Source organism: Actinocorallia sp. API 0066, assembly GCF_020991275.1.
Taxonomy (GTDB): Bacteria; Actinomycetota; Actinomycetes; order Streptosporangiales; family Streptosporangiaceae; genus Actinocorallia.
The window spans coordinates 1-26,230 of the sequence record NZ_JAJLQY010000003.1 but is presented as its reverse complement, the minus strand read 5'-3'; the positions used below and the strand labels follow the sequence as shown (position 1 = coordinate 26,230).

Sequence of the window (26,230 nt, the reverse complement as noted above, 5' to 3'; positions counted from 1 at the left end):
GCTGTCGAATGCTTCAAACATGATATATTTTGCGCTCTTTGCTCACGACGGTCGGCACCGCGTCCGCTCCGTTTCCCCGCACGCGTCACGGAAAGGAGCGGCCCGATGAGCGCTCCCCTGGAGGGCGTCACCGTCCTGTCGCTGGAACAGGCGATCTCGGCACCGCTCGCCACCCGCCACCTCGCCGACCTCGGCGCCCGGGTGATCAAGGTCGAGAACCCCGGGATCGGCGACTCGACCCGGCACTACGACGGTGTGGTGCGCGGCCTGGCCGCGCACTTCGTCTGGCTGAACCACGGCAAGGAGTCAGCGGCGCTCGACCTCACCGACGCGGCCGACTTCGAGGTGTTCACCCGGCTCCTGGCCAGGGCCGACGTGTTCGTCAGCAACCTCGCGCCCGGCGCGCTCGGCAGGCTCGGCCTCGCGCCCGACGACCTCCTCGACCGGCACCCGCGGCTGATCGTCGTGGACATCTCCGGCTACGGCAAGGGCGGGCCGCTCGACCACAAGCGCGCCTACGACCTGCTCGTCCAGGCCGAGGGCGGGTCCTGCTCGATCACCGGGCTGCCCGGCGCGCCCGCCAAGCCCGGCATCCCCGTCGCCGACATCGGCACCGCCCTGTACGCCTACTCGGGCATCCTCGCCGCGCTGTACGAGCGGGAGCGGACCGGGCACGGCACGGTCATCCCGATCGCGATGCTCGACGTCGTCGCCGAGTTCATGGGCTTCGCGCTGAACGGGGTGCTGCACAGCGGCGAGGAGCCGGTGCCCGTCGGCATGGGCTCCCCGATGATCGCGCCCTACGGCGCCTACCCGACCCGCGACGGCCAGACGGCCGTCCTGGGCACCACCAGCGACCGGGAGTGGCGGCGGCTCGCCGAGAACCTCCTGCGGCGGCCCGACCTGGCCGCCGACCCCCGGTACGCCCGCAACGCCGACCGGGTGGAGCGGCGCGCGGAACTCGACGCCGTGCTGGGCGCCTGGTGCGCCGCCCGCGACCTCGCCGAGGTGCAGCGACTCGCCGACGAGGCGGGCATCGGCAACGCCAGGCTGAACAGCGTCGCCGACCTCGCCGCGCACCCGCAACTGGTCAAGCGGGAGCGCTGGCGCGAGGTCGGCACGCCGGCCGGCCCGGTGCCCGCCCTGCTGCCGCCCGCGCTCGGCCGTGACTGGCGCGTCCCGGCCGGTGCCGTCCCCGCGCTGGGCGAGCACACCGACGCGATCCGCGCCGAGGTGGCCGACGGCTGACCGGCCGCCGGGCGTCAGGCGTCGGCGAACAGGACGCCGGCCTCGATGAGCGCGTCGATCTCGGCGGCGGCGTAGACCTCCGCGGCGACCTCCCTGGTGTGCTGGCCGACGCGGGGCGTCACGCCGCCGCGGTCGGGGCGGACGCCGTCGAAGCGCCACGGCGGCCGGAGCAGCGCCATCCCGTCGTCCGGCGTCGGCTCCAGCAGGTCGAGCCACTGGACCTGCGGGTGCGTCGTCCAGGTGGCCATGGTGAGGACCGGGGCGAAGGGGACGTCGAACTCGGAGAGGAGCTTGTCCCACTCCTCCGCCGTCCGCTTGGCGAACTCCGCCTCGACGATCGGGACGAGTGCGAAGTAGTTGTCCTCGCGGAGCCGGTAGACCGAGAAGCGGGGGTCGGTCTTGAGGTCGGGACGGCCCATGGCGTCGCAGAAGTTGCCCCAGAACTTCTCCGAGGACGACAGGTGGATCGCGATGCTCTCGCCGGAGGCCGTCGCGACACAGAAGTTCTGCGCCTGCGGGTGGCGGCTCTGCCGGTGCGGGGCGGCGCCGGTGTCGTGGTACTGGGTGAGCGCGTCGGCGGTGAGGGTGCTGACCGCCTCCATGATCGAGGTGTCCACCCGCACGCCCGCGCCGGACCTGCCCCGGCCGACGAGCGCGGCGAGCACCCCGGTCAGGGTGGTGAACCCGCTGATGAGGTCGGCGAAGATCGTCCCGGACAGCTGGGCGGAGCCGGGCTCGCCGAGGATCGAGTAGAGCCCGCTGAAGGACTGCCCGATCGTGTCGTAGGCGGGCCGGTGGGCGAGCGGGCCGCCCTCGCCGAACCCGTTGACCGAGCCGTGGATCAGGTCGGGACGCAGCCCGGCCAGCACGTCGGGGCCGAGGCCGAGCGCGGCGAGCTTGCCGGGCCGCAGGTTCTCCAGCACCACGTCGAAGCGCGGCACCAGCGCCTTGACGAGCTCGACGCCCTCGGGCCGCTTGAGGTCGACGCTCAGGCTGCGCTTGCCCGCGTTGTACTGGATGAAGAACGGGCTTTTGTCGTTGGCGCGGCGCCGGAAGTCCTCGCCCACCTCCGGCCGCTCCACCTTCACCACGTCGGCGCCCAGCGCGGACAGGAGCGCCCCGGCGTAGGGCAGGGAGATGTAGCTCCCGAGTTCGAGGACGCGGATGCCGGTGAGGGGTTTGTGCTGCACGGAGGGACCTCGCTTCAATCAACCAGGGGTTGTGACGCATAATACATTATGTGTGGTTTGCGGGCCAGTGGTCGATTACTGGGGTTACGTTGAGTTTAGGGGTGATTGCTCATGGTTCGGCATGGCTGCCGCGCGATGATCGCCCTTCCCGGCCACCCGATGGTTCCTTAGGCTTCCCTGGGTAGGGGATGGGCCGGGTAAAACTGTTAGGTTAGCCTTCCCTTATTTGTCGGGTGGGAGGCTGGTGTGCGCTTGAAGCGGCGACGGGAGGCGGCCGAGCGCGGCCGCGCGGGCGGGGGCGTGCTGCGGCAGGCGGTCGGCGGGCAGTGGCGGGACACCACGGCCGGGGCCGTCCTCGAAGCGATCCACCAGGCCGGCGAGGCGCTCGTGCCCGTCGTCGTCGGTGTGCTCATCGACCAGGCCGTGCGCGGCGGCGACGGCCGGGCGCTGATCCGCTGGATCGCCGTGCTCGCCCTGGTGTTCGTCGGCCTGTCCGTCAGCTACCGGATGAGCTACCGGGCCACCGGACGCGCCGCCGAACGCGCCGCGCACGGGCTGCGGATCTCCATCGCGCGCAGGGTCCTCGACCCGCGCGGCATGGCCTCCGGACGGCTGCCCGGCGAACTCGTCAGCATCGCCACCGAGGACGCCCGCAGGGTCGGCGCCGTCACCGTGGCGCTCGCCTCCGCCGTCGCCGCCGTGGTCGGCGCCGTGGTCGGCGGGATCGCGCTGCTGCGGGTCTCGGTGCCGCTCGGCCTGCTCGTGCTGCTGGGCATCCCGCCGCTGCTCGTCCTCGCCCAACTGCTCGCCCGGCCGCTGGAGCGGCGCAGCGAGGCGGAGCAGGAGCGCGCCGCGCACGCCTCGGCCGTCGCCGCCGACCTCGTGCGCGGGCTGCGGGTCGTCAAGGGGCTCGGCGCGGAGGCAGCCGCCGTCGCCAGGTACCGGCGCACCAGCCGGGCCGCGCTCGCCGCGACGCTGCGCGCCGCCGTCACCAAGGCGTGGCACGACGGCGGGGTGCTCGGCATGACCGGGATCTTCCTCGCGCTCGTCGCGCTCGTCGGCGGACGGCTCGCGGCGCAGGGCGAGATCAGCGTCGGCGACCTCGTGGCGGCGGTCGGGCTCGCCCAGTTCATGCTGACGCCGCTGCTCATCCTGGGCTGGGCGAACGCGGAGATCGCGCAGGGCCGCGCCTCGGCCAAGCGGATCGCGGCGCTGCTGGCGGAGCCGCACGCCGTCCCGGAAGGGAAGGGCACGCTGCCTACGGACGTCGAAGGGGAGATCGCCTTCGATGAGGTGTCTTACGGGCCGTTGGAGGGGCTGACCCTGCGGGTGGCGCCCGGTGAGCTGCTGGGGGTGGTCGCGCCCGATCCGCGCGCCGCCGTCGCGCTGCTGCGGCTGCTCGGCCGGGACGCCGACCCCGACAAGGGCGCGGTGACGCTCGACGGCGCCGTCCTCGCCGGTGTTGATCCGGCCGACGTCCGGCGCGTCGTGGTGGTGGCCGACCACGACGCCGACCTGTTCGAGGGCACCGTCGCCGAGAACGTCGCGGGGCCCGCCGCCGAACCGGCGCTCGCCGCCGCCGTCGTGGACCTGCCGCAGGGCGGCGGGACCCGGCTCGCCGAAGGCGGCAGGTCGCTGTCCGGCGGACAGCGCCAGCGCGTCGCCCTGGCCCGCGCCCTCGCGACCGCCGCACCCGTGCTCGTCCTGCACGACCCGACGACGGCGGTGGACGCCGCCACCGAGGCCCGGATCGCCGACGGCGTGCGCGCCACCCGCGAGTCCCGCACCACCGTCCTGGTCACCACGAGCCCGGCGCTCCTGGCCGTCACCGACCGCGTGGTGCTCGTCGCCGACGGCGCCGTCGCCGACGAGGGCACCCACGCCTCCCTGGCCCTCACCAACCCCGCCTACCGCACCGCGGTCCTGTCCTGATGCCCGAGGAGAACCCCCCGATGCCCGAGGCCCCCGACCCCACCGCCCCCCACACCCCCACCCCCGTCCCGGAACCCAGACCCGCCCCGGACGAGGACGGGCGTGTGCTGTTGCCGGTGGCGGAGCCTCGGCGGGTGCGGGCGGCGGTGGTGGAGCTGGCCGGGGAGCACCGGGGGGCCGCGTGGGGCGGGGTCGCGGTGCTGGTCGGGGCGACCGTGGTCGGGTTGTTGGCGGCGCCGGTGCTGGGGCGGATCATCGACCTCGTGGCGGCGGGGGAGCCCGCCGGGGCGGTGACGGGGCCGGTGGTGGCGCTCGTGGTGATCGCGCTCGTGCAGGCGGCGGCGACCGCCGTCGGCGTGTCGCTGGTGGCCAGGGCGGGCGAGGGCATGCTCGCGCTGCTCCGCGAGCGGTTCGTGGAGCGGGCGCTGGCGCTGCCGCTGGCGCGGGTCGAGAAGGCGGGGTCGGGCGACCTGACGTCGCGCGTCACCGGTGACGTCACCGTGGTCACCGAGGTGGTGCGGGAGGCGGTTCCGGCGCTGATCCGGGCCGTCCTGACGATCGTGCTGACGCTCGCCGCCCTCGCCGTGCTCGACTGGCGGTTCCTCATCGTCGCGCTGGTGGCCGTCCCCCTCCAGATCGTGACGCTGCGCTGGTACACGCGCAGGGCGGCGCCCCTGTACGCGGCGCAGCGGGTGGCCTCGGGCGCGCTCCAGCAGCAGATGCTGGGGACGGTCGGGGGCGCGCCGACGGTGCGCGCGTTCGGCCTCGCCGACCGGCACGTCGGGCTCGTCGCGGACCGGTCGCACGCCTCGGTGGACCTCGCGCTGCGCGGCGTCCGCCTGGTGACGACGTTCTTCTCCCGGCTCAACGTCGCCGAGTTCGCCGGGCTGACGGCGGTGCTCGTCACCGCGTACTTCCTGGTCGGGCGGGACGCGATCAGCATCGGCACCGCGAGCGCCGCCGCGCTGTACTTCCACAGCCTCTTCACCCCGGTGAACGTCGCGCTCGGCCTCGCCGACGACGCGCAGACCGCGACGGCCGGCCTCGCCCGCCTCGTCGGCGTCGCCGACCTGGAGACGGGCGACGAGGCGCGTCCCGAGCCCTCCGACGAGCCGGTCATCCGGGTCCGCGAAGCCTCCTACGCCTACCGGCCCGACCGGCCCGTCCTGCACGGCGTGGACCTGGACGTCGCGCCGGGCGAGCGGGTCGCGCTCGTCGGGTCGAGCGGCGCGGGCAAGACGACGCTGGCCCGGCTCGTCGCGGGCGTGCACCCGCCGGGCGGCGGCGCGGTGACGGTCGGTGGGCCGTCCGCGCTGGTCAGCCAGGAGGTGCACGTGTTCGCCGGGCCGCTCGCCGAGGACCTGCGCCTCGCCCGCCCCAACGCCGACGAGGACGCCCTCTGGGCGGCCCTGGAACAGGTCGGCGCGGACGGCTGGGCCCGTGCCCTGCCCGAGGGCCTGGACACCGTCGTCGGCGACGACGCGCACCGCCTCACCGCCGCGCAGGCCCAGCAGCTCGCGCTGGCCCGGCTCGTGCTCGCCGACCCGCGCGTCGTCGTGCTGGACGAGGCGACGGCCGAGGCGGGCAGCTCGGGTGCCCGCGCCCTTGAGGCGTCCGCCGACGCCGCCGTGCGGGGCCGCACCTCCCTCGTCGTCGCGCACCGGCTCACCCAGGCCGCGTCCGCCGACCGCGTCGTCGTCCTCGACGAGGGCCGCGTCGTGGAGACCGGCACCCACGACGACCTGCTCCGCCAGGGCGGCCGCTACGCCGCGCTCTGGCGCGCCTGGTCCGACCACCGCCCCTGACGCACGCCGAAGGGCCCTCCGGGAGCCGAACCGGAGGGCCCTTCAGGCAGGGCCGGTCCCTGCGGGTCCCGTGGGTTCCTTCCGGGAGGACACCGGAAGGAACCCACGGGCGCTTCAGCCGTCGAGCGCCTCGGCGAGGGAGCGGGGCCGCAGGTCGGTCCAGTGCGCCTCGACGTAGGCGGTCGCCGCGTCCCTGGCGTCGGGGCCGAACACGACGGTCCAGCCCGCCGGGACCTCCGCGAACGACGGCCACAGCGAGTGCTGGTTCTCGGCGTTCACCAGGACGAGGAAGCTGCCTTCGGCGTCGTCGAACGGGTTGGTGCTCATGCGGGGTTCCTCTCGGGGTCCGACGGGGCGGCGAGCGCGCCGTCGAGGATGGTGACGAGACCGTCGGCGAGGCGCTGGACCGTCGCCCGGTCGAACAGGTCGCTCGCGTACTCCAGGAGGCAGGAGACGGGCCCGTCGCCCTGCGGTTCGAAGAAGCTGAGCGTGAGGTCGGCGTTGAGCGCGCCGGTCGGCACGTAGGTGAAGGTGCCGAAGCCCGCCGACGAGCTCATCCGGGCCTGCTCGTGGTGCACGACCATGGCGCGCGGCGCGTCAAGGCCGAGTTCCCGCGCGACCCGGTCGAACGGGACGTCCTGGTGGTCGAGCGCGGCGAGGTTGGCGGCGCGGACGCGGGCGAGCAGCGTGGTGAAGTCCGGTTCGCCGGACGTGTCGGTGCGCAGGATCACCGTGTTGAAGAAGCAGCCGACGAGGTCGGTCAGCTCCTCCTCGGTCCGGCCCGCCGTCAGCGACGCGATAGGCAGGTCGGTGCCCGCGCCGTGCTCGGTGAGCAGGAGGGCGAACGCCGCCTGGAACACCATGAACATGCTCGTGCCGGTGCGGGCCGCAAGCGCGTCGACGGCGCGGTGCCGCGCCTCGTCCAGGGTGAACTCGACGTACGCGCCGCGCGTCTCCGGCGTCCCGGCGCGCGGCCTGTCGTAGGGCAGGGCGAGGTCGTGCGGCGCGTCCCGTAGGGCGTCCCGCCAGTAGGCGAGCTGCTCGTCCTGCGTCGAGGCGACCAGTTCGTGCGCCCACACGGTGTAGTCCGCGTACCCGACGGGCAGGGGCGCCAGCTCGGGAGCCGCGCCGCGCAGGCGGGCGGTGTAGGCGGCGGCCAGATCACCGGCCAGGGGCACGACCGACCACTCGTCGACGCCCATGTAGTGCAGCGTCAGCAGCAGCGCGGTCGCGCCGGACGGGTCGGTGAGCAGCCGGGCCCGCAGCGGCGGGAGCGCCGCGAGGTCGAGCCGTTCGGCCGCCAGGACGGGCACCGCCGCCTCCACGTCGGCGACCTGGACCGTCTCCAACTCCAGCGCCGCCAACCGCTGGACGACGCCGCCGCCGGACGGGTCGCACACCGTGCGCAGCGGCTCGTGCCTGGCGGCGACGTCGGCGAGTGCGGCGGCCAGCGCGGCGGGGTCGAACCCGGCGGACGGCCGCAGCGCGAACGCCATGTCGGCGGGCCGCTCCGGCCCGGAGGCGAACCGCGTCCACTGCCATTCCTGCGCGGGCGCGAGCGGTAGGGCTTCGGGCCGCTCGATCCGGCGCAGCCTGGGCCGTCCCGTCTCGGCCGCGTCGCCGAGCCGGTCGGCGAGTTCCGCGACGGTCGGCGCGTCGAAGATGTCGCGCAGCGCCAGGTCCGCGTCGAGGCGGCCCCTGATCCTGCCGAGCAGCCGCATCGCCGACATCGAGTGCCCGCCGAGCTGGAAGAAGTTGTCGTGCGCGCCGACGCCGGGCAGGTCGAGCAGCTCCGCGAACAGCTCGGCGAGCGTGCGCTGGAGCGCCGTCGCCGGACGGTCCGCGCCGGTGAGCGCCGACCAGTCGGGCGCGGGCAGCGCCCGCCGGTCCAGCTTCCCGTTCGGGGTGAGCGGCAGCGGCCCGTCCAGCACGACGACGGCGGCGGGCACCATGTAGTCCGGCAGCAGCGCCGCGACGTGCGCCCGCAGCTCGGCGGGCTCGGGCGCCCGCTCCGCCTCGTCCGGCGGGCAGACGGCGTAGCCGACGAGCCGCGCCTCGCGGCCGCTCCGGTCGGCGAGCACCGCTGCCTGGCTGACGGCCGGGTGCCGGGTCAGCGCCCCGGCGATCTCGCCCGGTTCGATCCGGAATCCACGGATCTTCACCTGGTCGTCGGCGCGGCCGAGGAAGTCGAGGTTCCCGTCGGCGCGCCAGCGGGCCCGGTCGCCGGTCCGGTACATGCGGGCGCCGGGCGGGCCGAACGGGCACGCCACGAACCGCTCGGCGGACAGGCCAGGACGGCCCAGGTAGCCGCGCGCGAGCCCTCGCCCGGAGACGTACAGCTCGCCGACGACGCCGGGCGGCACCGGGCGCAGCCGGGCGTCCAGCACGTACACGCGGGTGTTCGGGTCGGGCACGCCGATCGGCACGGCGCCGGTCCAGCCGGGCTCGGACGGCCACAGCGTCGAGTTGACCGTCGCCTCGGTGAGCCCGTACGCGGCGAGCAGGTTGAGCCGTCCGGCCCAGCGCTCGATGACGTCCGGCGGCACCGTCTCGGTGCCGACGAGCACCGTCGCGCCCTCCGGCAGGTCGCAGCCGGGCGGGAGCGCCGCGACGAGCGACGGCGGCAGGATCGCGTGTGTGATCTCCTGCGCGGCGAGGAAGTCCGTCAGCTCCGGGCCCGGCATGCGCGCCTCGTCCGGGATGAGCACGAGGCGTCCGCCGTAGCAGAGCGCCATGGACAGCTCGAAGATCGTCACGTCGAAGCCGATCGAGGCGAACTGGAGCACCCGGCTGTCCGGCTTCAGTCCCATCCGGTCCACCGCCGTGGCGACGAGGCTGCCGATGCCCTTGTGCGGCACCGCGACGCCCTTGGGCCGTCCGGTCGAGCCCGACGTGTAGATGACGTAGGCGGCGTGGTCGAGCGCGACGGGCGGGAACTGGCCGCCCGGCTCGATCCCGGCGAACTCGACGGCCACGTCCGGGTCGTCCAGGAGCAGCGCCGTCACGCCGTGCGCCTCGGGGATCTTGCCCGCGACCTGCTGGGTCGCGACGACCACGGCGGCCTGGGAGTCGGCCAGCATGTAGGCGAGCCGGTCGGCCGGGTGGGCGAGGTCGAGCGGCAGGAACGCGGCGCCGAGCTTGCCCGCGCCGAGCATCGCCGCGACCATCTCGGCCGAGCGCGGCACGGCGACGCCGACGACGCTCTCGGTCCGCACCCCGCGCCGGGCCAGCAGCCTGGCCATCCGGTCCGACAGCGCGTCGAGTTCGGCGTAGGTGACGGTACGGGAGCCGTCCACGATGGCCACGGCGTCCGGCCGCTCGGCGCGCCTGCGCCGGAACAGGCCGATCATGGTGTCCTCTTCGACGTCACGGGCGGTCCGGTTGAACCCGTCCAGGACGAGGGCGCGTTCGGCGTCGGTGAGCACGTCGATGCCGCCGACGGGCCGCTCCGGCTCGGCCGCGACGGCATCGACCAGCGTGGCGAGCCGCCGTCCGAGGGTCGCGACGGACGCCCGGTCGAACAGGTCCGAGCGGTACTCGATGACGCATCCGAGCCGTCCGGCCGAGGTGTCCTCCACGAACGAGAGCACCAGGTCGAACTTGGCCGTGCGGGCTTCGACGGGCTGCGGCACCACGTCGAGCCCGGCGAGCCCGAAGTCGTCGGCGCCCCGGTTCCGGTAGCCGACCATCACCTGGAACAGCGGGTTCCGGTCGGGCGAGCGGACCGGGTTGACCTCCTCCACGACCGCCTCGAACGGCACGTCCTGGTGTGAGAACGCGGCGAGCGCGTCGGCCCTGACCCGTCCCACGAGGTCGGTGAACGCCGGGTTCCCGGACACGTCGGCGCGCAGCACGAGCGTGTTCACGAAGAACCCGACGAGCTCCTCCAGCGCGCCGTCGGCGCGGCCCGCGACGGGCACGCCCAGCGGCAGGTCGTCGCCCGCGCCGAGCCGGTGCAGCAGCGCCGCGACGGCGGCGTGGCACACCATGAACATGCTCGCGCCGGTCCGCTGCGCGATCCGCCGCAGGCCGTCGGCGGCGGGCAGCTCGACGAGCAGTTCGCCGCCCGCCGCGCTGGGCCGGGCCGGGTGCGACCGGTCGGTGGGCAGCTCGAGCTGCTCGGGCGCGCCCGCGAGGGTCCGCCTCCAGTAGGCGAGCTGCCGCGCGGCGACGCTCTCGGGGTCGGTCCGGTCGCCGAGCAGCTCCCGCTGCCACAGCGTGTAGTCCACGTACTGGACGGGAAGCGGCGCCCACTCGGGCGCACGGCCCTCCAGCACCGCCGCGTACGCGACGGACAGGTCGCGCAGGAACGGCCCGTCCGACCACTCGTCGGTCGTGATGTGGTGCAGCAGCAGCGCCACCACGTGGTCGTCCGGGCCGAGCCGGACGACCGTGGCGCGCAGCGGCGGTTCCTCGGCCAGCGCGAAGGGACGGCCGAGCGCCGCCGCCAGCACGGCGTCGAGCCCCGCCTCGGTCGCCTCCACGACGTCCAGGACGGGCCGTGCCTGCCCGGCCGGAAGGACGTCCTGGTAGGGGCGGCCCTCCCGGTCCCGGATAAGGGTGCGCAGCGCCTCGTGCCGGTCCATGACGTGCGTGAGCGCGTCGTGGAAGGCGGACACGTCCAGCGCACCCCGTAGGCGGACCACAAGGGGGAAGTTGTAGAGGGCGCTCGGGCCTTCGAGCTGCTCGATCACCCACAGCCGCTGCTGCGCGAACGACAGCGGCGGCTCGGCGGGCCGCTCCGGCACCGGGACCAGCTCGGGCCGCCGCCCGTCCCCGGCCGCCGCCGCACGGGCCGCCAGCTCCGCGACGGTCGGCGCCTCGAACAGGTCGCGGATCGCCAGGTCCGCGCCGAGCGCGGCGCGCGCCCGCGCGACCAGCCGGGTCGCCAGCAGCGAGTGCCCGCCCAGGTCGAAGAAGTCGTCGTCCACGCCGACCCGGTCCGCGCCGAGCAGCTCGGCGAACAGGGCGCACAGCACCCGCTCCGCCTCGGTCTCCGGCGCGCGGCTCGCGCGGGCCGCGGTGATCGCCGGCTTCGGCAGCGCCCGCACGTCGAGCTTGCCGTTGACGGTGAGCGGCAGCCGGTCCACCGGGACGAGCGCCGCGGGCACCATGTAGCCGGGCAGCCGCGACTTGAGCGCCTGCCGCAGCACCGTCACCAGCTCCTCCGGATCGGGCGCCGGGTCGCGCGGCACGAGGTAGCCGACGAGCCGCTTCACCGCGCCTGACCCGTCCGCGACGACCGCCGCGTGCGCGACGAGGTCGTGGTCCTCCAGGACCGTGGCGATCTCGGCGGGTTCGACCCGGTAGCCGCGGATCTTCACCTGGTCGTCGGTGCGGCCGAGGAAGTCGAGGTGCCCGTCGGGGCGGCGGCGCACCAGGTCGCCGGTCCGGTACATCCGCGCGCCCGGCTCGGCCGCGAACGGGTCGGCGACGAACGCCGCGGCGGTCAGGTCCGGCCGCCGGTGGTAGCCGCGGGCCAGCCCGACGCCCGCGATGTACAGCTCGCCCGGCGTGCCCGGCGGGACGGGCCGCAGCGCCGCGTCCAGCACGTACGCGCGGGTGTTCCAGATGGGACGGCCCACGGTGGACGTCGCGCTCTCCCCGGTGGACGCGCCGAGCGTGTTGATCGTGTACTCGGTCGGCCCGTACAGGTTGTAGCCGAAGGTGCCCTCGGTCTCCCGGAGCGTCGTCCACACGTGCTCGGAGACGGCCTCGCCGCCGAGCAGGACCAGCGGGGGCCGGTGCCCGTCCAGGAGGCCCTCGTCGATGAGGTGGTGGGCGTAGGTCGGCGTCACGTTGATGACGTCGATGCGCTGCTCGTTCCCGTAGGCGACGAGGGCTTCGGCGTCACGGCGCAGGTTCTCGTCCGCGACGTGCACCTCGTGGCCCTCGACCAGCCACAGCAGCTCCTCCCACGACATGTCGAACGCGAAGGACACGGTGTGCGCGATCCGCAGCCGCCGTCCGCCCGCCGCGTCGATCGCCGGCGCGAAGATCGCCTCGCGGTGGTTGAACTGCATGTTCGTCAGGCCCCGGTACGGGGTGACGACGCCCTTGGGCCGTCCGGTCGAACCCGACGTGAAGATCACGTAGGCGGGGTGGTCGAGCCGGTGCGGGAGGCCGGGCGCGAAGCCGGGGCGCTCGGCGTCGGCGAGCGGCCCGGACGGCAGCGCCGCCAGCTCCGCCGCGACGTCCGGGTCGTCGAGGAGGACGGCAGGGGCCGCCGTCTCCGGCAGCGCCGCAGCCGCGCGGGACGTGGTGAGCACACACGCCGGGTCGGTGTCGCCCAGCATGAACTCCAGCCGGTCGGCCGGGTACTCCAGGTCGAGCGGCAGGTAGGCGGCGCCGGTCTGGAGCACCGCGAACAGCGCCACGACCATGTCCGTCGAGCGGGGCAGCGCCAGCGCGACGACCCGCTCCGGGGCCGCGCCGCGCGCCAGCAGCAGCCGGGCGAGCCGGTTGACCCTGGCGTCCAGCTCCGCGTAGGTGAGCCGCTCGGCGCCGCAGACCAGGGCCGTCTCGTCGGGTGTGCGGGCGGCCTGCTCGGCGAGCAGCTCCGCGATCGTCGCCTCGGGGAGCGGGCGGCGGGTGGCGTCCCACGCGGCGGTGACGGACGCGCGCTCGGCGGGAAGCAGCAGGTCGAGCGTGCCGACCTTCGCGTCGAGCCCGGCCGTCAGGAGATCCAGGACCGAGGTGAAGCGGGTGAGCAGCGCCTCGGCCTCCTCGGCGGCGAACACGTCGGGCCGGTAGGAGAGCGTCACCCGCAGCCGCGACCCCTGGGTGATGATCAGGGTGAGCGGGTAGTGCGTGGCGTCCACGCCCCTGACGTCCACGATGCCGTGCCTTGCGGTGAACTGGAGGCCGCGTTCCTCGCCGCCCGCGTCCCGCAGCACAAAGAGCGTGTCGAACAGGCGGCGGTGGCCGCTCTCCCGCTGGAGGTCGCCGAGCCCGAGGTACTCGTGCGGTATCAGCGCGACCCGCTCGTCCTGGAGGCGGCGCAGCAGGTCCCGGACGGTCTCGGCCGGGTCGAGCGCGACCCGCACCGGGACGGTGTTGAGGAACATGCCGATGATGTTCTCCACGTCCGGCACCGCGACCGGGCGGCCCGCGACGGCAGCGCCGAACACGACGTCCGACCCGCCGACCGCCGCCGACAGGACGAGGCCCCAGGCGGCGTTCATGAACGTGTTGAGGGTCAGGCCGTTCTCCCGCGCGGCCCTTTGGAGGCCGCCGCCCGTCTCGGCGGAGAGCACCTCGTCCAGGTTGACCGGGATGACCGGGTGCAGGCCGTCGTCGTCCGGGCGGACGAGGGTCGGCTCGTCCAGGCCGGAGAGGGCGTGCCGCCACGCCGCGCGCGCGGCTTCGGCGTCCTGCCCGGCGAGCCACGCCAGGTAGTCGCGGTAGGAGCCGGGGGAGGGCAGGCCCGTGGGGTCGCCCGCGCTCTCGTAGAGGGCGAAGAGCTGCTCCAGGAACAGCCACGCCGACCAGCCGTCCCACAGGATCAGGTGGTGGCTGACGACGAGCCTGTCCCGGTCGCCGAGGCGCAGCAGGAGGAGCCGCATGAGGGGCGGCGCGGCCAGGTCGAACCGTGTGGTGCGGTCCTGTGCCAGCAGGGCGGAAACCCGTTCGTCCCGCTCGGCCGGGGACAATCCGGACAGATCAACGACGCGGAGTGGCGGCGCCAGGTCGTCGGCGACGAACTGGACGGTGCCGGACAGGCCCTCGCCCGTGAAGCCCGCGCGCAGCGAGGGATTGCGCGCCAGCAGGCTCGCGCAGGCGGTGCGGAGGCGCTCGGCGTCCAGCGGAGCCGCGAACTCGAACACGTCCTGCGAGGTGTAGACGTCCACGGCGGTGGTGTCGAAGCTCGCGTGGAAGTGGATGCCCTCCTGGAGCGGGGACAGCGGCCACACGTCCGCGACCGGGCCCCCGGCGGTTTCCCTCACCCTGGCGAGTTCGTCGTCGGTGAGGGCGAGCAGCTCGCCGGACACGATCGACTCCTCGGCCGCCTCCAGGGCGGCGAGCGCGCCCGGCGTGCGGAGCGCGAACACGTCGCGCGGGCTCAGCGGCAGCCCCGCCCGGCGGGCCCGGCTGGACACCGTGATCGACGCGATACTGTCGCCGCCCAGCGCGAAGAAGTCGTCATCGACGCCGACATCGGTGCCGAGCACCTCGGCGAAGATGCCGCACAGCAGCCGCTCGCGCTCGGTGCCGGGCTCCCGCACCGCGCGCCGGGTCGGCGCGGGCACGGGCAGCGCCGCCCGGTCCACCTTGCCGTTCGGGGTGAGCGGCAGCGCGGGCAGCACCACGAGGGCGCTCGGCAGCATCGGCGCGGGCACCCGCGCGGCCAACTCCTCACGCAGCGCGTTCCCGTCGAGCGTCACGCCCGGTTCGGGCACCGCGTAGCCGACGAGGCGCAGCGCGGCGCCCTGGCCCGCGGTGACGGCGACGGCGCGGGCCACGCCGGGCAGCGCCGCGATCCGCGCCTCGACCTCGCCCAGCTCGACCCGGTTGCCGCGGATCTTGACCTGGTCGTCCACCCGGCCCACGTAGTCGAGCGCGCCGTCGGGGCGGCGGCGCACCAGGTCGCCGGTCCGGTACATGCGGGATCCGGGCGGCCCGTACGGGTCGGCGACGAACCGGTCGGCGGTGAGGCCGGGACGGCGGTGGTAGCCGAGCGCGAGCTGGGCCCCGGCGATGTACAGCTCGCCGGGGATCCCGTCGGGCACGTGCCGCAGACACGCGTCCAGGACGAGCAGCCTGGTGTTCCACACGGGCCGTCCGATGGGGACGCCCGCGCCGCCGGACGGCTCGTGCCCGTCCCACCAGGTGACCTGGATCGTCGCCTCGGTCGGCCCGTAGCAGTTGTCCACGGGCACCCCGGCGAGGTCGCGCCAGCGCGCGGCGACGGCGTCGGTGAGCGCCTCCGCGCCGCCGAAGACCCGGCGCAGCGACGACGCCCACGTCTTGTCACTGACAAGTTCTGGTGTCTCGGTGAACGCGTGGATCATCGACGGCACGATGTCCAGGACCGTCACCTCGTGGTCGCGGATGGCGCCCGCGAGGTAGAGCGGGTCGAACTGCCCGCCCGGCTCGGCCAGGACGACGGCGCCGCCCGCGCACAGCGGCCAGAACAGCTGCCACACCGACGCGTCGAAGCTCGCCGACGCCTGCTGCAGCATCCGGTCCCGCGCGCCCATCGGGAACTCGCCCTGCGCCCACGCCAGATGCGCCGTGATCGCCGCGTGCGTCACCACAACACCCTTCGGCGTCCCGGTGGACCCCGACGTGTAGATCAGATACGCCGGATCCTCCGGCAGCGCCTCCCGAGGCTCCCCCTCAGCCCCGTCAAACGCCACATCAAGCTCAACCCGGGCCACATCCCCAGGCAACTCGATCCCACTGAGCGTCACCACCGCCTTGGCCCCACTGTCCGCCAACATGAACGCCAGCCGCTCAGCCGGATAGTCCACATCCAACGGCACATAAGCCGCCCCAGCCTTCAACACCCCCACAAGCCCCACCATCAGCTCCAACGACCGAGGCACCGCCACCGCCACAAACCCCCCAGGCCCAACCCCCAACCCAGCAAGCCGCCGAGCCAGCCCCTCCGCCCTCTCCTCCAACTCCCCATAAGAAAGCCAAGACACCCCGTGCTGCCCGCCATGCGAGGTCTTGTCGCTGGCTAGTTCCGCGCCGGGTGCGTCCTGGGAGGCGCTGGCCGCCTTGCCCGCGTTCGAGCTGGCGCGGTCGGAAGGCGAGGTCTTGTCGGTGGCTGGTTCTGGGTTGGAAGTGGCGGAACGCAGTATCTTGTCGCTGGCTAGTTCCGGGGTGCGGGCGCCGGAGTGCAAGATCTTGGCGGTGGCTAGTTCGTTGCTGTTGGCAGTGTTGTGGGGTTCAGGGGTGGCTAGGAGGATGGCGGGGGCGGTGGGGGTTTGGGTGGCTTGGGTGGTGAGGAGGGTGGTGAGGGTGGTGTGGGGGAGGGGGTGGGTGGGGCCGGTTAGGGTGGCGGTTTTGAGGGTGGGTGGGGGGAGGAGGTCTATGTGGCTGACGGGGGGGTTGGTGGGGAGGGCGGTGAGAAGGAGGGTGAGGGCGGTGGTGAGGTGGGTGGCGGTTTCTTGGGGGAAGCGGGTGGTGTCGTAGTCGAGGCGGAGGCGGAGGGTTTCGCCGGGGAGGGCGGTGAGGGACAGGGGGTAGTGGCTGCCGTCGCGGACGTCGAGGCCGGTGATCTCGACGGAGCCGTCGCTGCTGCGGAGGGCGCCGGGGGCCGGGTAGTTCTCGACGGCGACAAGGGTGTCGAACAGGGCGTCGCCCAGGCCCGAGAGGCGCTGGACCTCGGTGAGGCCGAGGTGCTGGTGGTCGAGCAGGTCGGTCTGCGCGTCCTGGAGGCGGGCCAGGAGGTCGGCCGGGCGGTCCTCGGGACGCCACGTGACGCGGACCGGCACGGTGTTCACCAGCAGGCCGACGAGCGACTCCACGCCGTCCACGTCGGCCTGGCGGCCGGACACGGTGGTGCCGAACACGATGTCGCGGCGGCCGGTGATCCGGCCGAGCAGCAGGCCCCACGCGCCCTGGACCAGGGTGCCCAGGGTCAGGCCGTTGGCGCGGGCCCAGCTGGTGAGTTGAGCCGTCGCCTCGGGCGAGAGCGCCGCGTCGGCCTCGGCGAACGGGCCTGAAGCCTCCTGCCGGGACGGCCCGGCCACCAGCGTCGGCTCGTCCAGCCCGGCCAGCGCGTCCCGCCAGGCCGCGCGGGCCGCGTCGGTGTCACGCCCGGCGAGCCAGGCGAGGTAGCGCTGGAAGGCGGGCAGGCCGCTCGCCGGGTCCACCGGCGTGTCGGGCGCGTCCAGCAGGTCGCGCAGGATGAGCGGCACCGACCAGCCGTCGGCGATGAGGTGGTGCAGGGTGAGCACGAGGTGCGCCCTGCCGGTGTCGCGCACCAGCGCCGCCCGCATCAGCGGCGGCGCGTCGAGGTCGAACGGCAGCCCGGCCTCCCGCGCGGCGATCAGCCGCGCGGCGTCCGCGTCGCCGTCGACGACCTGCCACGGCACTTCCGCACGTTCCGGGACGACCTGGACGAGCCGGTCGTCGGCGTGGTGGAAGGCGGCGCGCAGCGCCGGATGCCGGTCCGCGAGCCCCTGCACGGCACGCCGCACCGCCTCGGGGTCCACCGCGCCGGTCAGCTCGATGATCTGCTGCACCGTGTACACGTCGGAGAACGCGTCGCCGAACAGCGTGTGGAAGAACAGGCCCTGCTGGAGCGGGGTCGCGGGCAGCACGTCGGCGAGCGGGCCGACGGTCGCCTCCAGCGCGTCCACGTCGTCCTGGCCGAGCGTGACGAGCGGGAAGTCCGACGGGGTGTGCCCGCGCCCCTCCCGGTGCGCGGCGAGGCCGCGCAGCGCCGCGATCCACAGTTCGGCGAGCTCGGCGGCGGACACCGCGTCGAGCACCCGGCCCGGCCACGAGAGGGTGGCGCTGAGCACGGGCCCGGCCGGGCCGTCCTGGACGACGGCGTTGACTTCGAGCGCGTGGCCGAACGGCATGCCGGGGTCGCGGCCCGCGGCGAGCGGGTCGAGCCCGGCGGCGGGCTGCCAGTCGGCGCCCGCGCCGGTCCGGAACCGGCCCAGGTAGTTGAACAGGATCGGCGGCGTCCCGCCGGTGAGCGCCGCCTCGGGGTCGAGGTGGCGCAGCGAACCGAAGCCGAGCCCGGCCGCGGGCACCGCGCGCAGCTGCTCCTTGACGCGCTTGAGCGCCCCGCCGACGGCGGCGCCGCCCGCGGTGAAGTCCGCCCAGTCCACCTCGCCCGGCGCGAGCCGCACCGGGAACACGGTGGTGAACCAGCCGACGGTCCGCGACAGGTCGGCGGCTCCCGCCACCCGCTCCTCCTCGCGGCCGTGCCCTTCGAGGTCGACGACGACGCTGGACGTCCCGCGCCACCGCGTGACGGCGACGGCGAGCGCCGTCAGGAGGACGTCGTTCACCTGGCCGTGGTAGGCGGCGGGCACCTCGCCCAGCAGCGGCGCCGTCTCCTCGACGGGCAGCGAGACGGTCAGCGTCCGCTCCGTCGCGACGGTGTCCACGGCCGGGTCGAGCGCCGCGAGCCCGAGGTCGGGCACCTCCGCGACGGCCTCGGCCCAGTGCGCCAGCTCGGACCGGCGCTCCGGCACGTCGGCCGCGAGCAGTTCCGACCAGCGTCCGAACGACGTCGCGACCGGCGGCAGCCGCACCGCGCCGCCCGCTTCGAGCGCGCCGGCAGCCTCGGCGAGGTCCGACAGCAGCACCCGCCAAGACACGCCGTCCACCACAAGGTGGTGCCCGACGAGCACGAGCAGCCCCGGCGCGTCCGCCCCGGCGTCCAGCCAGACCGCCCGCACCATCACCCCGCCCCACGGATCAAGCCCCGCCACCGCGAGCGCCCGAGCCTCGGCCACTGCGGCCGCCCACGCCCCATCGGTCCCGCGCGGTCCCCACTGCCCCGCGATGTCCGCTCCCGCGCCGGACGAGTCGGTGTCCCCGATCGGGTGCGTGTCGGCCCGTCCCAGCGGTCCGGCCTGATCCGGCCCGGTGCCGGGCGCTCCGCTTTCGGCGGCCGCACGGGTGTCGGTCCGCCCCGGCGAACCGTCCCCGGCCGCCTCCGGAGTCGCTGCGGGATCGAGGGGGAGGCGGGTGAGGAGGTCGGGGGCGTGTACCGCGCCGGGGGAGGGGACGTGGAGGGTCCAGTCGGTGGGGTCGAGGCGGGCGCGGAGCATGCCGTGGTGGTCGAGGAGGGCCTGGAGGGCGGCGGTGAGGGTGTCGGGGCGGAGGCCCGGCGGGAGTTGGACGGTGACGGACTGGTGGTAGCCGTCGATCGGGCCGTTCAGGGCGCGCAGCCAGCGGATGACGGGGGTCGGCGCGACGGTGCCGGTGCCCGGGTCGTGCGCGACAGCGTCGGGCGCGGCGGCGGAACCGGCGGCGGCCAGGGACGCGACGGTGCGCAGCCGGAAGACGTCGCGGGGGGTGAGGGTGAGCCCGGCGCGGCGGGCCCGGTTGACGAGCTGGATCGCGCTGATGCTGTCGCCGCCCAGCTCGAAGAAGCTGTCGTGCGCGCCGACCTCGGGCAGCCCGAGCAGCTCCGCGAAGATCGCCGCGACCGCGTGCTCGGCGGGCGTGCGGGGCGGGGCGGACGCGCCGCGCGCCGTCCAGTCCGGCTCGGGCAGCGCCCGCCGGTCGAGCTTGCCGTTCGGGGTGAGCGGAAGCGCGCCGTCCAGCACGACGATCGTGCCGGGCACCATGTGCTCGGGCAGCGTCTCGGCCGCCAGCCGCCGCACGTCCGCGGCGTCCAGGCCGGGCGCGCCGGTCACGTAGGCGACGAGCCGCTTCACGTTCCGGTGGTCGGCGCGCGCCATCACGGCGGCCTGCGCGACGTCGGGGTGCGCCATGAGGACGCTCTCGACCTCGGCGGGCTCGATCCGGAAGCCGCGGATCTTCAGCTGGCCGTCGCCGCGGCCGAGGAAGTCGATGTTCCCGTCGGCACGCCAGCGGGCCCGGTCGCCGGTCCGGTACATCCGGGATCCGGGCGGCCCGTACCGATCGGCGACGAACCGCTCGGCGGTCAGCCCCGGACGGCCCAGGTAGCCGCGCGCGAGCCCCCGCCCGGACACGTACAGTTCGCCGACGGCGCCGGGCGGCACCGGCCGCAGCGCGGAGTCCAGGACATAGCAGCGGGTGCCGGGGTCGGGCACGCCGATGGGGACGGGCCCTGCCCAGTCGGGGTCGGCGAGCCACAGCGTCGAGTTCACCGTCGCCTCGGTGAGCCCGTAGGCGACGACGACCTGGAGCCGCCGCCCCCACCGGGCGATGAGCTCGGACGGCACGGTCTCGGTGCCGACGATGAGCACGGCGCCTTCGGGCAGCTCGCAGTCGGCGGGCAGCGCCGCCACCAGCGACGGCGGAAGGATCATGTGGGTGGCCCGGTGCTCGGCCAGGTACCCGGTGAGTTCGGGCCCGGCGACGCGCCGCTCGGTCGGCACGACGATGGCGGTGCCGCCCACGCACAGCGACATGACGAGGTCCCAGACGGTCACGTCGAAGCCGACCGACGCGAACTGCGCGACGCGGCTGTCCGCGGTGATCCCGATCCGCTCGACGGCCGTCGCCATCAGGCTTCCGACGCCGTCGTGGGACAGCACGACGCCCTTGGGCCGTCCGGTCGAGCCCGAGGTGTAGATGACGTACGCGGCACGGTCGAGCGGGAAGTCGGTCGGCAGGTCGGCCGGGTCCTGCGCGGCGAGTTCGGCCGCCGTCGCCGGGTCGTCCAGCGCGAGGGCGGGCAGCGGCAGCGTGTCGGCGAGCGCGCCCACCGACACGGCGAGCCGCGCGCCCGCGTCCGCCACCATGTAGGCGACGCGGTCGGCCGGATGGTCAAGATCGAGCGGCAGGTACGCGGCACCCGCCTTCATCACGCCGAGCAGCGCGACGACGAGGTCGAGCGAGCGCGGCAGCGCGACCGCCACCACGTCCTCGTCCCGCACGCCCCGGGCGCGCAGCAGCCGGGCGAGCCGGTTGGCGCGCGCGTTCAGCTCGGCGTAGGTGAGCCGCTCGGACTCGCAGACGACCGCGGGCGCGTCCGGCCGTTCGGCGACGCGCAGCTCGAACGCCTCGGGCCAGGTCAGCTCCCACTCGGGCGGCGGCGCCGCGGTCCCGGCGGCGGCGGCCGGGTCCGCGAACCGCGCGACGTCCGCGCGTTCGGCCGGGTCGGCGAGGTCGAGCAGCGCCAACGGCCGGTCGGACCCCGTGACGAGCGCGTCGAGCACGGTGCGGAAGCGGCGGCCGTGCGCGGCGAGCTCGTCCTCGGTGCAGACCGCCGCGTCGGCGAACAGGTCGATCCGGGTGCCGAGCCCCTCGGGCTGGTCGTAGACGAGCACCGAGAGGTCGTCCACCGGGCCCATCGACAGGAAGACCGGCCGCATGCCCAGCCCGCCGAAGTGCGGGAACAGGTGGAACGGCATGACGTTGGCGGACGGCCCGGTGAGCGCCCGCAGGCCGTCCGAGCGGCCCAGGTCGCGGGCCAGCTCCTCGCCCCGGTAGCGGGAGTGGCCGCGCATGCTCCGGACCCGCTCGGCCACCTGCGCCAGCAGCGCGGCGGGCGTGGTGCCGGGGTCGAGCCGCAGCCGCAGCGGCAGCACGTTCGAGAGGAACCCGGTGGTCTGGAACAGCGCGGCGTCCGTGCGGCCCGTCATCGGCAGGCCGAGCACGATGTCGCGCTCGCCGGTCGCGCGGTGCGTGTAGGCCGCGACGGCCGCGATGAGGAGCCGCGAGAACCGGGTGCCCGTGGCGGCCGCGGCGGCCCGCAGGTCGGCGGTCCGCTCGGGCGGCAGGTCGAGGGTGTGCTGGATGATCCGGCGCGCGCGCTCGGGCGGGCAGGGGACGAGCCGCGCGGGCTCGTCCGGGAGGCCCGCGAGGTCGGTGTGCCAGTACGCGCGGTCGTCGGTGTACTCGTGCGACGTCCGGTAGCCGGTGTCGCCGCCGACGATGTCCCGCACCGCCCAGCCCGGCGGGACGGGCGCGTCCTCGCCGTTGTAGTGCTGGGCGGCCCGCAGCATCAGCTGGATGACGCCCGCGCCGTCGGTGACGAGGTGGTGGTACCGCTGGTACCAGAACACCCGGTCCGGGCCGAGCACAACGAGGGCGTGCGCGAACAGCGGGCCGTGCTCCAGGTCGGCGACCGTGGCGAACTCGGCGCGCATCCACGCGTGCGCCGCCGCCTCCGGGTCGTCCGCGCCGGACAGGTCGACGACGAGGGGCGTCCAGTCGGGGTCGTGGCGGAGGCGCTGGACGGGTGCGCCGTCCTCCTCCGCCACGACGACGTGGAGGCTCTCGGCCTCCAGGACCGCCCGGCGCGCGGCGACGGCGAGTCGCGGCACGTCGGGCAGTTCTCCGTCCCGCGCGGTGAGGTCCAGGTAGCAGCCGAGGTTGTAGGCCGGGCTGTCCGGCTCGATCTGCTGGGCGAGCCAGATTCCGGTCTGCGCCCCGGTCAGCGGCAGCGCGAACCCATCACTGAACACCGTAACTACCTGAGCCTTTCGCGGGGGGGATCAATCCGAGGGGGGTCGGCTGGTTACTTCTTGATGAGGGGGACGACCTGGTCGATGGCGTAGGGGATCGACAGGACGGTGTTGAAGGACAGGGCGGCGCCGATGGGTGGGTCTTGGTAGGTGAGGAAGAGGTCGCGGCCTTCCTTGGCGACCTTCAGTTCCTTGTAGACGGCGTCGTTCTTGATGCGTCCGTGGGGTTCGGTGCCGGTGGTGAGCCAGACGAGCCGGTCGACTTCCAGGATGTTCAACCCTTCGGATCCGAATTCGGCGACGTTGGACTGGCCTGCCTTCTTGGTGATCTCTTCGGGGATCTGGAAGCCGAGGTCGGCCAGGAACGCGGACTTGGGGTCGCCCTTCTGGAACGCCGAGTACTGGCCCGCCTTGAAGGAGTCGGCGGCCACCGCCGTCAGGGTGCCCCATTGGGGGTTGTCCTTGCGGGCCTGGGTGAACCGGTCGGCGATGTTCTGGATGAGGTCCTTGGCCTTCTGCTCCACGCCCAGGGCTTTGCCGGCCAGCAGGGTGTAGTCCTGCCACGGGGCGGCGTAGGGGTCGTGGTCCTTGGGTTGGGCGATGACGGGGGCGATCTGGGAGAGCTGGTCGTAGTTGTCCTTCTGGATGCCGGAGTACATCGCGAAGATCAGGTCCGGCTTCAACGCGACGAGCTTCTCCACCTTGACGCCGTCTTCGCGGAGGCCGAGGATTTCGGGTTCGGTGTCGCCCCAGGCGTCCTTGGCCCAGGGCCAGTCGGTGAAGGGTTTGCGTTCGAACCAGTCGGTGACTCCGACGGGCTTGTACCCCAGTGCCAGGACCGGCTCGTGGTCCGACAGCCCGATCGTCACGATCCGCTCCGGCGCCTTGTCCACCGTCGTCGAACCATGCAGGTGCTCCACCGTCACGGGGAACGCCGCCGCGGCGGGGGTGGGGGTGCCGGTGGCGGCGGGCTCGTCGGCGGAGTCCGAGCCGCAGGCCGTCAGGGCCAGGGGCAGCGCCAGGGCGACCGCGAGGGCGGCCATCCGGCGGAACAACGGGGAAGCGTGGGGCATCTGCGTCCTCTTCGGGGGAACCGGCCGACGTCGGGCGCCGGCCGTCGATCATGGCGATACTAAGGTAAGGCTTACCTAATCATCAACGCGGGGTGCCCCACAGAAGGCCGCGCAGGGTGGCACCGGCGTCACGGGACGTCGATAGTGCGCGGCCGAAAAAAAAGGGGGTGGCCGAAACAGGTCAGCCGGAGAGCGCGTAGGCGCCGGTGGCGCGCCCGCCGTCGCGCAGCCGCACCGCGACGGCCTCGACGATCTCGCCGGCCCGGACCGCGGTGTTCGACAGCAGTGTCGAGGTCAGGCCGTGCGTGTGCTCGGTCGCGCCCTGCACGTAGACGCCGCAGCGCAGCAGGTCGGACGTGGCGATCCGGTAGTCGCGCTCGATCCGCAGCGCGCCCGAGGGCAGCCGCTCGCACAGCTCGCCCGTCGCGCCCAGCAGCGTCGCCGGGTCGCCGGGCCGGTAGCCGGTGGCGCAGACGAGCACGTCGGCCTCCAGTACCGCGCGCTCGCCGCTCACCAGGTGCTCGACGGTCGCGCGCACCCCGTCGGCGCCCCTGGTGACGTCCACGAGGCGCGAGGTGTTGAGGATGCGCAGCCGCTCCCGGCCCTGGACCTTCTCCTGGTAGTGCTTGCGGTACAGCTCCTCGATGAGTTCGAGGTCCACCACCGAGTAGTTCGTGGACGAGTGGTAGGTGCGCAGGCTCTCTTTCACCTGCTCGGGGGCGTCGAACCAGTGGTCCACGGCGGCGGAGTCGAAGATGCGGTTCGCGAACGGGCTGTCGTCGGCGGGCGTGTAGCCGTACTTGGCGAACACCGCGCACACCTCGGCGTCCGGGAACGTGCCGTGCAGGTGGTCGGTGACCTCGGCGGCGCTCTGCCCGGCGCCGACCACAACGAACCTGCGCGGGTCCCGCACGCCCGGCAGCCTGTGCAGCAGCTCCTCGCTGTGCCACACCCGCTCGTCGCGGACGAGGCCGTCCGGCAGCACCGGTTCGAGGCCGACCGCGACGACGAGGTTCCGGGTGCGGCGGGTGCTCAGTTCGTCGCCGTCCTGGCGGACCACCACGTCGAGGTACTCCACCGCGCCGTCCACCGTGACGGGAGTCACCGCGACGACCTCGGCGCCGTACTCGACCTGGTCGGTGAACGGCGCAGCCGCCCACTCCAGGTAGTCGTGGAACTCCATCCGGGAGGGGAACATCGTCTTGTGGTTGATGAAGTCCACCATCCGGCCGCGGTCCTTGAGGTAGCTGAGGAAGCTGAACCCGCTCGCCGGATTCCGCAGCGTGACCAGGTCCTTCAGGAAGGAGACCTGCATCGTCGTGCCCTCCAGGAGCATGCCGCGGTGCCAGCCGAACGCGTGCTGCTTCTCCAGGAACACCGCGTCGATCCGCTCGCCGGTGCGCTCCTCGCGCTCCCGCAGCGCGATGGCGAGCGCCAGGTTGGACGGTCCGAAGCCGATGCCGACGAGGTCGTGGACGTGCCGGTCGGGAGTGGGCATGACAATGCCTTTCGGGAAAGGGGGGATCCATGGTGGAGCCGAAACTCTTGTTAGGTTAGGCTCACCTAATATAGGAGCGTAACCTTTACTTGATCCCCCCCACAAGGAGAGCCCTGATGCGGGTCGTGATGTTCGGCTACCAGACCTGGGGACACCGCACCCTCCAAGCCCTGCTGGACTCCGGGCACGACGTCGTCCTCGCCGTCACCCACCCCCAGAGCGACCACGCCTACGAGCGCATCTGGAGCGACTCGGTGGCCGACCTCGCGCACGCGCACGGCGTCCCGACGGTGTTGAAGAACCGGCCGGACGACGAGCTCGCCGTCGCGCTCAAGGAGGCCGAGCCCGACCTCATCGTCGCCAACAACTGGCGCACCTGGATCCCGCCGGAGATCTTCACCCTGCCCAAGCACGGGACGCTCAACGTGCACGACTCGCTGCTGCCGAAGTACGCGGGCTTCTCCCCGCTCATCTGGGCGCTCATCAACGGCGAGAAGGAGGTGGGCGTCACGGCGCACATGATGGACGCCGAGCTCGACGCGGGTGACATCGTCGTGCAGAAGGCCATCACCGTCGGCCCGAAGGACACCGCGACGGACCTGTTCCACCGCACGGTGGACCTCATCGGCCCGATCGTCACCGAGGCGCTGGAGCGCATCGCGTCGGGCACCGCCGAGCTGACGCCGCAGGACCGCGCGCGGGCGAACTTCTTCCACAAGCGCTCGATCGAGGACAGCAAGATCGACTGGACCTGGCTCGCCGAGGACATCGAACGCCTCGTCCGCGCCCAGTCCGACCCGTACCCGAACGCCTTCACCCACTACAAGGGGCAGCGTGTCCGGGTGCTGAAGGCGTCGCTGTCGGAGGGCGTCTACGGCGGCACGCCCGGCCGTGTCTTCATCCGCGAGGGCGACGGCGTCGTCATCGTCGCGGGCGCCGAGGCGCGGCGCGGCCGCAGCCACGGGCTCGTCATCGAGCGCGTCCGGCTGGACGACGGCACCGAGCTGCCCGCCACCGAGCTGTTCACCGTGATGGGCGGCTATCTCACCCGCGAGCCCTGACGCCGGGCCCGGCCGTCCCCCGTCACCGCTCCACGGCAGGACGGCCCGCCTCAACGCGAAGGCCCGGTACCGGAGCATGTCCGGAACCGGGCCTTGACTGAGCTCTCACGCGACGGGTCTGGTGCTCACCGCCGCGCGGTCACGGCTAGGAAGCGGCCGGGACTTCGCCCTTGATGGATTTGATGAGGAGTTGGGCGACGTCGACGACTTCCAGGGTCTCTTTCGCTTCTCCCGCGGACTTCTTCTCGTTGATGGCGTCGCCGAGCATCACCAGGCAGAACGGGCACGCTGTCGACACGGTGTCGGGGTTGGTCTCCAGGGCCTCATCGACGCGTTCGGTGTTGATGCGCTTGCCGATCCGCTCTTCCATCCACATCCGGGCG

The 26,230-nt window shown here is 73.9% G+C and carries 10 protein-coding genes; 4 read left to right on the top strand and 6 right to left on the bottom strand.

What is annotated here, in order from left to right; translation table 11 throughout:
* Positions 1-105 precede the first annotated feature (105 nt).
* On the top strand, positions 106-1,248 hold the full coding sequence (locus tag LO762_RS07945; RefSeq protein ID WP_230613648.1) for a CaiB/BaiF CoA-transferase family protein: 1,143 nt from the start codon (positions 106-108) through the stop codon (positions 1,246-1,248).
* A gap of 14 nt (positions 1,249-1,262) precedes the next feature.
* On the opposite strand, the gene LO762_RS07940 is transcribed toward LO762_RS07945, so the two are convergent.
* A complete protein-coding gene (locus LO762_RS07940; protein WP_230613646.1) occupies positions 1,263-2,438 on the bottom strand; it encodes a CaiB/BaiF CoA-transferase family protein in 1,176 nt (391 codons plus the stop codon).
* A gap of 252 nt (positions 2,439-2,690) precedes the next feature.
* Here LO762_RS07940 and LO762_RS07935 point away from each other — a divergent pair, with 252 nt between their 5' ends.
* Both LO762_RS07935 and LO762_RS07930 read left to right on the top strand, forming a co-directional pair.
* Entirely contained in the window at positions 2,691-4,370 is a 1,680-nt protein-coding gene (locus tag LO762_RS07935; protein WP_230613644.1) for an ABC transporter ATP-binding protein, read from the top strand.
* 20 nt (positions 4,371-4,390) lie between these two features.
* On the top strand, positions 4,391-6,175 hold the full coding sequence (locus LO762_RS07930; protein WP_304523628.1) for an ABC transporter ATP-binding protein: 1,785 nt from the start codon (positions 4,391-4,393) through the stop codon (positions 6,173-6,175).
* Between the two features lie 114 nt (positions 6,176-6,289).
* Here LO762_RS07930 and LO762_RS07925 read toward each other — a convergent pair whose 3' ends face one another.
* The 4 genes from LO762_RS07925 to LO762_RS07910 all read right to left on the bottom strand — a co-directional run bounded on the left by LO762_RS07925 (position 6,290) and on the right by LO762_RS07910 (position 24,786).
* Positions 6,290-6,502: an MbtH family protein gene (locus LO762_RS07925; RefSeq protein ID WP_230613640.1), complete on the bottom strand. Its 213-nt coding sequence runs from the start codon at positions 6,500-6,502 to the stop codon at positions 6,290-6,292.
* On the bottom strand, positions 6,499-22,215 hold the full coding sequence (locus LO762_RS07920) for a non-ribosomal peptide synthetase (RefSeq protein ID WP_230613639.1): 15,717 nt from the start codon (positions 22,213-22,215) through the stop codon (positions 6,499-6,501). Before LO762_RS07920 ends, LO762_RS07925 begins: the two co-directional genes overlap by 4 nt.
* A gap of 53 nt (positions 22,216-22,268) precedes the next feature.
* Positions 22,269-23,288 carry an ABC transporter substrate-binding protein gene (locus LO762_RS07915; protein ID WP_230613637.1) on the bottom strand — a complete coding sequence of 340 codons (1,020 nt, stop codon included), beginning with the start codon at positions 23,286-23,288 and terminating at the stop codon, positions 22,269-22,271.
* Between the two features lie 181 nt (positions 23,289-23,469).
* Positions 23,470-24,786 (bottom strand): lysine N(6)-hydroxylase/L-ornithine N(5)-oxygenase family protein, encoded by a 1,317-nt coding sequence (locus tag LO762_RS07910; RefSeq protein WP_230613635.1) that lies wholly within the window; start codon positions 24,784-24,786, stop codon positions 23,470-23,472.
* Between the two features lie 116 nt (positions 24,787-24,902).
* Between LO762_RS07910 and LO762_RS07905 the strand changes: the two genes are divergently transcribed.
* Entirely contained in the window at positions 24,903-25,847 is a 945-nt protein-coding gene (locus LO762_RS07905; RefSeq protein WP_230613633.1) for a methionyl-tRNA formyltransferase, read from the top strand.
* 145 nt (positions 25,848-25,992) lie between these two features.
* Here LO762_RS07905 and LO762_RS07900 read toward each other — a convergent pair.
* On the bottom strand, positions 25,993-26,230 hold a 238-nt coding region (locus LO762_RS07900; protein WP_230613631.1), incomplete at its 5' end, for a heterodisulfide reductase-related iron-sulfur binding cluster.